The following is a 9,510-nucleotide window of genomic DNA, read 5'->3' as shown; positions in this document are numbered from 1 at the left end:
CGCCGGATCGGATCCGGCGGGGGCGTTCGCGTACGTCGACTACTCGGCGGCGGAAGGCGCGACCGCCTCGGCCGCCGGGGCGGCCGCCTTCGTCTCGACCGGCTTGCGCAGCGCGATGTTCAGCTCGCGCAGGCGGGTCTCCTCCAGCACCGTCGGCGCGCCCATCATCAGGTCCTGGGCGTTGCCGTTGAGCGGGAAGGCGATCGTCTCGCGGATGTTCGGCTCGTCGGCCAGCAGCATCACGATGCGGTCGACGCCCGGGGCGATGCCACCGTGCGGCGGGGCGCCGAGGCGGAACGCCCGCAGCATGCCCGCGAACTCGCGCTCGACGGTCTCGGCCTCGTAGCCCGCGATCGCGAAGGCCTTCAGCATGAGCTCGGGCTCGTGGTTGCGGATGGCGCCGGAGGACAGCTCGATGCCGTTGCAGACGATGTCGTACTGCCAGGCCAGGATGTCGAGCGGGTCCTTCTCCTCCAGGTCCTTCATGCCGCCCTGCGGCATGGAGAAGGGGTTGTGGGAGAAGTCGATCTTGCCCGTCTCCTCGTCCTTCTCGTACATCGGGAAGTCGACGATCCAGCAGAAGCGGAAGACGTCCTCTTCGAACTGGCCCGCGCGCTTGGCGGCCTCGACGCGGACGCCCGACATGATCTTGGAGACCTCGTCGAACTCGCCGGCGCCGAAGAACACCGCGTGGCCGGCCGCGAGACCGAGCCGCTCTGTGAGGACCTTGACGTTCTCCTCGGTGAGGAACTTGGCGATCGGGCCGGTCAGGCCGCCGTCCTCGCCCACGCGGACCCAGGCCAGGCCCTTGGCGCCCAGCGAGATCGCGTACTCGCCCAGGCCGTCGAAGAACTTGCGCGGCTGCGCGGCGGTGTCCGGGACGGCCAGCGCACGCACGTGCTTGCCCGCGAACGCCTTGAACTCGGAGCCCTCGAAGACGTCGGTGATGTCGACCAGTTCGAGCTTCGTGCGCAGGTCGGGCTTGTCGTTGCCGTACTTGACCATCGACTCGCGGAAGGGGATCCGCGGGAACGGCGAGGTGACCGGGCGGCCCTTGCCGAACTCGGTGAAGATCTCCGTCATCAGCTTCTCGATGGGCTGGAAGACGTCTTCCTGCTCCACGAACGACATCTCGACGTCGAGCTGGTAGAACTCGCCCGGCGAACGGTCGGCGCGGGCGTCCTCGTCGCGGAAGCAGGGCGCGATCTGGAAGTACCGGTCGAAGCCGGAGATCATCAGCAGCTGCTTGAACTGCTGCGGCGCCTGCGGCAGGGCGTAGAACTTGCCCGGGTTCAGGCGGGAGGGCACCACGAAGTCACGGGCGCCCTCGGGGGAGGTCGCGGTGAGGATCGGGGTCGCCATCTCGTTGAAGCCGAGGTTCACCATCTTGGAGCGGATGGAGGCGATGACGGCGGAGCGCAGCATGATGTTGCGGTGCATGCGCTCGCGGCGCAGGTCGAGGAAGCGGTACTCCAGGCGCCGCTCCTCGTTCACGCCGTCGTCGGTGTTGATCGTGAAGGGCAGCGGGGCCGCGCCGCCGAGCAGCTCGACGTCGGTGACCTCGATCTCGATGTCACCGGTGCCCAGCTCGGGGTTGCGGTTGTCCTCGCCGCGGGAGACGACCTTGCCGTCGATGCGGACGACCGACTCCTTGGAGATGCTGGAGAGCACCTCGTTCGCCGCGGTGCCCGGGCGGACGACGAGCTGGACCAGACCGTAGTGGTCCCGCAGGTCGATGAAGAGGATGCCGCCCAGGTCACGACGATTGTGCACCCAGCCGCTCAGTCGGACGTCGGAGCCGACGTCAGAGTTGCGCAGCTCGCCGCAGCTGTGGGACCTGTACCGATGCATCGTTCATCCAGTTCTTCGCGATAGCAGGGTGGAAATCAACCCTGCCCAGGTTACCGCCCGGCCGGGCACGCCCGTGGGCCCGTGTGAACGGGCACCCGAACGGGATGACCTGTAAAGATGACTAAATGCGCACCGAGGACGTCCTGGCGGCGATCGCCACCGGTCTGTGGCGCTGGGACAACGCCGCCGGAACGGTCACCCTCGACGGTGAGGCCGCCCGGTTGCTCGGCCTGCCCGCCGAGCCCGTCACCCTGCCCGAGGTGTCCGTACGGTCCCGGTTCCACCCGGTCGACTGGAACGAGATCAACGGCATCGTGAACCTGGCCGTCGCCGAGGGCACCCTCGCCGAGGCCCGGCTGCGGATCATGGATGTGGACGGGCGCGTCCTGCGGACCGTGCGCAGCCGCTCCAAACCCGTGCCGCACACGGCCACGGACGGCCGGATCGACTACGAGCTGATCGGCACGATCCAGGAGATCGCCGAGCCCCAACCGGGCACCACGGCCGTCCACACCCCCATCACCGGGGACTGGCGGCGCTCCCGCGAGGCGTTCCTGCTGGACGCGGGCCGCGCGCTGGCCGAGGCCCGCTCCACGGCCGAGGTGCTGCGGGTCGCGGCCTCGCTGTCGATGCCCGGCTTCAGCCCGGACGGGCTGGCCGTCTTCGGGATGGACGGGGACCGGCTGTCGATCATCGGGCACCACGGGCACGACGCCGGGGACGAGTCCCCCTTCGCGGACATGCGCATGGACACCGACTATCCGGCCGCGGAGGTCGTCCGCAGCGGCCGGGCGATCTACCTCCCCACCCCGGAGGACTACAAACGGCGCTTCCCGGCCACCTGGCCGCTCGCGCAGCGCTTCGGCCGGACCTCCTGGGCCTTCCTCCCGCTGATCGTCGCCGGGCGCACCATGGGCGCCTGGATGGCCGCCTTCAAGCACCCGGTGTCCTTCTCCCCCGACGAGCGCTCGGTGCTCACCACGGTGGCGCGGATGCTCGCGCAGGCGCTCCAGCGCGCCGTGGTGGCCGAATCCGAGCGGGAACTCACCACGGGCCTCCAGCGGTCGATGATGCCGCAGCTGGGCCCCGAGATCCCGGGCATGACCCTCGCCGCGCGCTACGTCCCGACCGGTGGCGGCCTCCAGGTGGGCGGCGACTGGTACGACATGATCCCGCTGCCGTCGGGCCGGTTCGCCCTGGTCATCGGGGACGTCCAGGGGCACGACGTGCGCGCGGCGGGCCTGATGGGCCAGCTGCGGATCGCCGTACGGGCCTACGCGTCCGAGGGGCACCGACCGGACGCCGTGCTCTCCCGGGCCTCCCGCTTCCTCGCCGGGCTGAGTTCGTCCGACGAGCGCGCCGCCCCCCACGAGGACGGGGACGGGTACGGCGACCACCTCAGCCCGCGCTTCGCGACCTGCCTGTACGTCGAGTGCGACCCGCGGACGGGCCTGATGGAGGTGGCCCGGGCCGGCCACCCCGACCCGGCGGTCCGGATGACCGACGGCACGGTGCTGATGCGCCCGACCGCGGGCGGGCTGCCGCTCGGCATCGTCGCCGACACCGACTACCCGACGACCCGGTTCACCCTGGAACCCGGCGAGACGATGATGCTGTGCACGGACGGCCTGATCGAGACCGGCGGGCACGACCTGGACACCGGCTGGGCCCGGCTGCGCGCGATCCTGGAGTCCGAGACGCACTCCGAGACGCACGAGGGCGGGAGCCTGGAGAAGCTCGCCGACCTGCTGGTCTCCGCCGTCCACGGGCCCTCCTCGCACCACACCACCGGCCCGCTCGCCGACCGGCGCGAGGACGACATAGCCGTGGTGCTGCTGTGCCGCGAGGACCCCGGCTGCGGCTGCGGCACCCCGCTCACGCACCCGGCCCGGCCGGTCCGGCGCACGCTGCTGACCGTGGCGCAGGCCGAGCCGGAGCGCATCGCGGGCGCCCGGCAGCAGATCCGCGAGCTGTTGCACGACTGGGCGGACGAGGACCAGCGGGACTCGGCGGTCCTGATGGTCTCCGAGATGGTCACCAACGTCCTGATGCACACGGACGGCGACGCGCTGCTCACGGCCGAGGCCGTCGGCGAGCTGGGCGAGCGGCGGCTGCGGGTGGAGGTGGCCGACTCCAGCGACGAACCGCCGCACAAGCGGCACCCCGGCGAGATGGCGTCCAGCGGACGCGGCGTGCTGCTGATGGAGATGCTGGCGGACCGTTGGGGCGTGGACCCGCGGGGCGACGGCAAGTCGATCTGGTTCGAGCTGGACGAGCAGTCCAAGCCCGATCCGCTCCCGGACGAGCGGGACCCGGCCCTACGCTGAGGCCGGTGATCAGTTCCCTGCTCCCCGCGCCCGTGCGGCGCCTCGCCGCCTGGTGCGTCGTCGCCCTCCTCGTCTCCGGCGTGGTCGGCGTCTTCCTCTGGCTCTGCGACGTCTTCCAGACCGCGGTGACGCCCGTCCTGCTGGCCCTGCTGGGCACCGCCCTGCTGCGCCCGATGTACCGGCGCCTGGTGCGGATGAAGGTGAACCGGTCGCTGGCCGCCGCCCTGACCTGCCTGGCCATCATCGGGGTGGTCGGCGGGGCCTCGTACGTCGTGGTGGCCGCGATACTCGACACCGGCGACCAGATCCTCTCGGCCCTGCGCCACGCGGTCGAGCGCCTCTCCAAGCACTACGGGGGCGACGGGAAGACCGTGCCCTTCCTCGCGAAGAACGCCAAGGAGCTGCTGACGCGCTTCGGCGCCACCGCGGCCTCCGGCGTCCTCGCCGGGATCAGCGTGGTCGGCGAGGTGCTCGCCACCGCGCTCCTCGCGCTGCTGCTGGTGTTCTTCTTCCTGCGCGACTCCCACCGGGCCGCCGACGCGCTGCGCTCGGTCGTGCCGCGCTCCGCCGGCGACACGGCCGTGGCGATGGCCCGCCGCGCCTTCCAGGCGGTCGAAGGCTTCATGCGCGGGACCACCTTCATCGCCCTGATCGACGCCGTCTGCATCACCATCGGCCTGCTGATCCTGGGCGTGCCGGGGGCGGTGGGGCTGGGCTCGCTGGTCTTCGTCGGCGCGTACGTCCCCTACCTCGGCGCGTTCTTCTCCGGCGCGGTGGCGGTCCTGGTCGCCTTCGCGGACCGGGGGTGGGTCACGGGGCTGTGGACGCTGGGCGTGGTGCTCGCCGTGCAGGTGCTGGAGGGCAACGTGCTCCAGCCGATGATCCAGAGCCGTACGGTCCAGATGCACCCGGCGGTGGTGCTGCTGGCGATCACCGCCGGGGCCAGCGTGGCCGGGATCCTGGGCATGCTGCTGGCCGTGCCGCTGGCGGCGGCGGGCTTCGGGGTGCTGTCGGAGCTGCGCGCCCGGTACACCGCCGAGCAGGCGCCACCGCCCGCGCCGGAGGCCGGGGCCGCTGCCCCGGCCTGAGCGCCCTCGGTCCTCGATCCGGCCCTCGGGTCAGTCGTTCGCCGTGCCCGTGCCGCGGTGGCCCAGACCCGTCCGCGCGGTGGTGGGGATGCGCCCCAGCCGCCCGGCCTGGAAGTCGTCGAACGCCTGCTGGAGCTCGTGCTTGTTGTTCATCACGAACGGCCCGTAGTGCGCCATCGGCTCCCGGATCGGCTGCCCGCCGAGGAGTACGACCTCCAGGTCGGGGGTGTGGGAGTCCTGGGCCTCGTCCGCCCGGACCGTGAGCGAGCCGCCCTCGCCGAAGACGACGGTCTGCCCGGTGTGCACCGGGCGCCGGTCGGTGCCGACGGTGCCGCGCCCGGCCATGACGTAGGCGAGGGCGTTGAAGTCCGCGCGCCACGGGAGGGTGATCTGCGCGCCGGGGGTGATCGTCGCGTGGATCATCGTGATGGGGGTGTGGGTGATGCCCGGGCCCTGGTGGCCGTCCAGCTCACCGGCGATGACGCGCAGCAGTGCGCCGCCGTCGGGGGTGGAGAGCAGCTGGACCTGGCCGCCGCCGATGTCCTGGTAGCGCGGGGGCATCATCTTGTCGGAGGCCGGCAGGTTGACCCACAGCTGGAGGCCGTGGAAGAGCCCGCCGGACACGACGAGGGACTCCGGCGGGGCCTCGATGTGCAGCAGGCCGCTGCCGGCGGTCATCCACTGGGTGTCGCCGCCGTTGATGACTCCGCCGCCGCCGTTGCTGTCCTGGTGGACGAAGGTTCCGTCGATCAGGTAGGTGACGGTCTCGAAGCCGCGGTGGGGGTGCCAGGGGGTGCCCTTGGGCTCGCCCGGCGCGTACTCCACCTCGCCCATCTGGTCCATCATGATGAACGGGTCGAGGTGCTGGTAGTTGATCCCGGCGAACGCGCGGCGCACCGGGAATCCCTCGCCCTCGAAACCACCGGGAGCGGTCGTGACGGCCAGCACCTTGCGGGCGGTCGTCTCCTGGTCGGGCTCGGCGACGCGGGGGAGCGTCAACGGGTTCTCCACAGTCACTGCAGGCATGGTCGGGACCTCCTTCTGGCGTCGAGTTTAGTTGAAACTCGAACTTTCCGCCATGCCTGACAGAACAGAAGGGGCCCCGGGGGAATTCCCCCGGGGCCCACGGGTCCCCTGACCGGCCCTGGAGGGTTACGGCCGCTCGATCTTCAGCGAGTTGATCGGGGAGAGGTTCTCCGGCCAACCGTCGCCCGCCTTCATCTTGGGTCCGCACCCGGTGCCGATGCCGGTGCACAGGCGCACGGTCCACCCGGGGGTCTGGTTGTTGTAGACGATGTGGCGCCCCTCCTTGCCGTAGATCCGGTGGACGCCCGCGCTGTAGTACGCGTTCGTCGGGTTGGACCAGTCCCATTCGCCGGCGTAGATGCAGACGGCTCCGGACTCGCAGCCGAAGGACGAGTCCGCGGCCTTCGCCGACGCCGGCGACGCCGCCAGGACCCCCGTACCCAGCGCCATCACCGCCGTCGCCGCCAGTGCCGCGAGCTTGGTGCGGGTCGACGTACGCGTCATGCCTGCCTCCTCGGTCGTGGCGGGGGGGTCCCCCGTGGATCCCCCCGCTGCGCCGATGGTCCGCCGGGGCGGGGCCCGGTCGCGATCCTTTCGGGCAGCGCCGAAGCGTCGCTCAGCCGCCGCTGCGCAGCAGGTCCACGCCGAGGCCGGTGGCCGTGTGCAGGACCGCCTTGCCGTCGCGGCGGGTGGTGATCAGGCCCGCCGCGCGCAGGGTGCGGGTGTGCTCCGAGACGGAGGGGAGGCTGATGTGCAGGTCCCGGGCCAGCTCGCTGGTGGTCCGCTGCTGGATCAGCAGGGACAGTACGGCCGCCCGCGTGCGCCCCAGCAGGGCGTCCAGCGAGCCCTCGGCCCGCCCCGGCGGCACCAGCGGCATCGGGGTCATCGCCGGGTAGATCAGCAGGTTCGAGCCGTCGGGGTGGCCCGCGAGCAGCGGCCGACCGGTCCAGAAGGGCGAGGGCATCAGGGTGAGCCCGCGCCCCTCCAGCCGGATCTCGAAGTCGGGCGGACGGCCGACCTCGAAGACCGTCCCCGACCAGGTGGCGTCCGGGTGCGTACTGGCCAGGACGGCCTTGATCCCGTGCGTGGCCATCAGGTGGGCGCGCCAGGCGACGTCCGCCCGGAAGGACTGGCCGATCGCGGCCCAGTGCGGGGCGATCACCACCTCGTGGGCGGCCCGTAGGGCGTCCTCCAGCAGCCCCCAGGACTCCCGGTCCCGCTCCCGCAGCCCCCGCAGCCACGACCCGACGGCGGCCCCGCCGCGGCTGCGCGCGAGGATCCGGCTCAGCTCCGCGTCGTCGACGAGGGGGGCGGCCAGGCGTACGGCGTCCAGCGCCTCCTCGAAGTCCCGCACCGGGGGCTCCACGAAGGCCGGGTTGTCGCCGTCCGGGCGGAGCACCTCCAGCAGCGGCAGCGCGGCCCGCGGCAGCTCCCGGCCCAGCCGCTGGCGCCAGCGGCCGAAGACCTCGGGCGCGTCGGTGCGCTGCGCGGCCACCACGGCCAGCGCCAGCTCGACGAGCGGCAGCGGCTCGGGGGCGAACCGGACGCCCAGCAGATCCTCGGCGGTGAAGTGGACCCTGAGCACGCGCCCCCCTGAGCGTTCGCCCTATCCGTACATGCGGCGCATGGCGTAGTCGACCATCTGCTCCACGGCCTTCGCGTCGAAGACCATCCGGTGGTCGCCCTCCATGTCGAGGACGAAGCCGTAACCGGTGGGCAGCAGGTCGATCACCTCGGCGCCGGTGATGATGAAGTGCTTGGACTCCTTGCCCGCGTAGCGGCGCAGCTCCTTGAGCGTGGTGAACATCGGGATCACCGGCTGCTGCGTGTTGTGCAGCGCCAGGAACCCGGGGGTGTCCCCGCGCGGGCAGTAGACCTTCGAGGTCGCGAAGATCTGCTGGAAGTCCTCGGCGGACAGCGACCCGGTCGTGAAGGCCCGCACCGCGTCCGCGAGGGTCGGCGGCGAGGGCTCGGGGTACAGCGGCTGCTGCGGCGGCTGCGCGTACCCCTGCTGGGGCTGCCCGTACTGCTGCTGCCCCGCGCTCACGTTCTGGTCGTAGCCGTACATGGGCCGAAGCCTACCGAGGCGGCGGCCCGCCTTGACGTCGAGTTCCGGTCAGTGACCCTTGAGCCCGCGCACGAAGGGTGCCCACGCGGCGTCCGAGACCAGCAGGACGGGGCCGCCCTCGACCTTGGAATCCCGGACGGGAACGATCCCGACGACCCCGTCGGCGACCTCGACGCACAGCCCTTCGGGGGCGGTGCAGCGGCTACTCCTACGCCAGGTGATTGCGTTCAATCCGGCGTGCATGGTTGCCATTTCCGTAGTCCTCCGCTGCTGCCTCGATCATCTTTAGCGAAACCTCGGGCGGCAGTGCAGCGGCCCTGAGCCGGTTGTACGCCTGCTGGTACTGCACCACGGTGCCCGGATCATCAACGATCTGGCCGCTGTACATGCCTTCCGTATACATGACCGGTGGGGCATCGCTGAAGCTCATCAGGAAAGCGGACCCCATCATGAACGGATGAGCTCCGGCGTTACACGGAAGGATCTGTGGAATGAACCGGCGGCGCCGAGCAACAGCCGCCACGTGGGCGAGTTGCTCCGCCATGGCGTCATCGTCGACCAGCGGCTGCCTGAGGACCGACTCATGGAAGACGACCCAGGAGGCGGGGCCGTCAGCATCCTCGAAGACCCACGCTCGGTCCCTGCGCGCGGCGACCTTCCCATCGACCACTTCCTCGTCGTCCAGCGGGTTGAACGCGTGGATGATCTTCCGGATGTACGGCTCCAGTTGCAAGGGACCGGGGATGAGCATGGGGCACCACTCCTCGATGTCCCGAGCGCGGGTCTCCATATCCACGGCATCCGCGAAGTAGGGCGCGTGGAATGCCTTCTTGGCCTTGCGTACGTCCTCGCAACGCCGTTCGAAGAAGCCGTCCGTCCGCAGGACCCGGTCCACGTGCCGAGCCAAATCCACCGGCATGCGCCGCTGGGCACGCTCGATCTCGCTCAGGTAACTGACCCCGTAGAAGCTGCCGTCCACGGTTTGCTGGAGCGTGAGGCCCACCGCCTCCCGCTTCCACCGCAACTCCTTGCCGTAAAAGGCCGGCACGCTCGCCGAGCCGTCGAGGTCCTTGCGTGCGGCCATGAACGCCCGCCCTTTCCACACTTCGCGCCGTGGAGCCCAAACGCTTCCCACGCTACGCGGCCCCGC

At 71.1% G+C, this 9,510-nt stretch carries 9 protein-coding genes; 2 read left to right on the top strand and 7 right to left on the bottom strand.

Going from position 1 to position 9,510, the window contains the following annotated elements:
* Window positions 1–39: 39 nt before the first annotated feature.
* The gene (gene aspS / locus ACFWAR_RS28980) at window positions 40–1,851 is read right to left on the bottom strand and encodes an aspartate--tRNA ligase (protein WP_385783205.1); all 1,812 of its coding nucleotides are present in this window, start codon (window positions 1,849–1,851) and stop codon (window positions 40–42) included.
* 125 nt (window positions 1,852–1,976) lie between these two features.
* Here aspS and ACFWAR_RS28975 point away from each other — a divergent pair, with 125 nt between their 5' ends.
* Both ACFWAR_RS28975 and ACFWAR_RS28970 read left to right on the top strand, forming a co-directional pair.
* Window positions 1,977–4,178, top strand: coding sequence for a SpoIIE family protein phosphatase (locus ACFWAR_RS28975; protein WP_385783203.1), 2,202 nt, complete (start codon window positions 1,977–1,979; stop codon window positions 4,176–4,178).
* A gap of 5 nt (window positions 4,179–4,183) precedes the next feature.
* Window positions 4,184–5,266 carry an AI-2E family transporter gene (locus ACFWAR_RS28970; RefSeq protein WP_385783200.1) on the top strand — a complete coding sequence of 361 codons (1,083 nt, stop codon included), beginning with the start codon at window positions 4,184–4,186 and terminating at the stop codon, window positions 5,264–5,266.
* A gap of 30 nt (window positions 5,267–5,296) precedes the next feature.
* Here the strand turns inward: ACFWAR_RS28970 and ACFWAR_RS28965 are convergent, their stop codons facing one another.
* From ACFWAR_RS28965 to ACFWAR_RS28940, 6 genes are all read right to left on the bottom strand, one after another.
* Entirely contained in the window at window positions 5,297–6,292 is a 996-nt protein-coding gene (locus ACFWAR_RS28965; RefSeq protein WP_385783198.1) for a pirin family protein, read from the bottom strand.
* Window positions 6,293–6,418: 126 nt separating this feature from the next.
* Complete coding sequence (locus ACFWAR_RS28960) at window positions 6,419–6,796, bottom strand: hypothetical protein (RefSeq protein WP_385783196.1); 378 nt, start codon at window positions 6,794–6,796, stop codon at window positions 6,419–6,421.
* Between the two features lie 112 nt (window positions 6,797–6,908).
* Complete coding sequence (locus tag ACFWAR_RS28955; protein ID WP_385783193.1) at window positions 6,909–7,877, bottom strand: ArsR/SmtB family transcription factor; 969 nt, start codon at window positions 7,875–7,877, stop codon at window positions 6,909–6,911.
* A gap of 21 nt (window positions 7,878–7,898) precedes the next feature.
* Window positions 7,899–8,360 carry an SseB family protein gene (locus ACFWAR_RS28950; RefSeq protein ID WP_385783190.1) on the bottom strand — a complete coding sequence of 154 codons (462 nt, stop codon included), beginning with the start codon at window positions 8,358–8,360 and terminating at the stop codon, window positions 7,899–7,901.
* Between the two features lie 48 nt (window positions 8,361–8,408).
* On the bottom strand, window positions 8,409–8,591 hold the full coding sequence (locus tag ACFWAR_RS28945) for a DUF397 domain-containing protein (protein WP_385783187.1): 183 nt from the start codon (window positions 8,589–8,591) through the stop codon (window positions 8,409–8,411).
* Window positions 8,569–9,444, bottom strand: coding sequence for a helix-turn-helix transcriptional regulator (locus tag ACFWAR_RS28940; RefSeq protein WP_385783184.1), 876 nt, complete (start codon window positions 9,442–9,444; stop codon window positions 8,569–8,571). The genes ACFWAR_RS28945 and ACFWAR_RS28940 overlap by 23 nt, the downstream gene beginning before the upstream one ends.
* Window positions 9,445–9,510: the final 66 nt, after the last annotated feature.

Origin of the sequence: Streptomyces sp. NPDC059917, from assembly GCF_042730635.1 — a bacterium.
In the GTDB taxonomy this organism is placed as follows: Bacteria; Actinomycetota; Actinomycetes; order Streptomycetales; family Streptomycetaceae; genus Streptomyces.
The sequence above is the reverse complement of the archived record's forward strand: the minus strand, read 5'-3'. Positions and strand labels throughout refer to the sequence as shown.